This window comes from Halomonas urmiana (assembly GCF_005780185.1).
Taxonomy (GTDB): Bacteria; Pseudomonadota; Gammaproteobacteria; order Pseudomonadales; family Halomonadaceae; genus Halomonas; species Halomonas urmiana.
Window position 1 is genome coordinate 1 of sequence record NZ_VBUI01000083.1, and the last position, 528, is coordinate 528.

1 protein-coding gene is annotated in these 528 nt (G+C 56.2%); it reads left to right on the plus strand.

Features of this window, described 5'->3' with window-relative positions; translation table 11 throughout:
* The first annotated feature begins 62 nt into the window (after positions 1–62).
* Positions 63–524 (plus strand): TetR/AcrR family transcriptional regulator, encoded by a 462-nt coding sequence (locus FEI13_RS18850; protein ID WP_138183022.1) that lies wholly within the window; start codon positions 63–65, stop codon positions 522–524.
* Positions 525–528: the final 4 nt, after the last annotated feature.

The window sequence follows — 528 nt, forward strand, 5'->3', positions numbered from 1 at the left end:
CTTCTTGGTCATGAACACCTCCATTGCCTCCATTATGAGGCTTATCGGGGTGTCCGCTCCAATTGGACCACTTCATCGTGAAGCGGGCGGGCGTCGCCAAGAAAAGCCTCTACAACAACTTTGCCTCGAAGGCCGAGCTGGTGGCGTCTTACCTGGAAGCGCGTCACGAGGAATGGTTGGCGTTGTATGAAGCGCGTCTACGAGTGGCCATGACTCCCCATGACAAGGTCATGGCGGTGTTCTTAGCGTATGAGGACCATGCTGAACACGCCTATGAGCATGGCTTTCGCGGCTGTGGGCTGCTGAATGCCGCTGCGGAGCTACCCGCGGGGGATGCAGGCAGGGCAGTGGTCAGAGGGCACAAGGAGCAAGTTGAATCGTTGCTGGCCGAACATATCAGCGACATGCTCAGCGATGATGTGGAGCGTGCATCTCAGTTAGCACATCATCTTGTTCTGGTCAAGTCAGAGCGGACACATTTTCAAGCCGCAGCTGCCAATTCAATCTCCCTCGGCGTCTGGTAGCCTA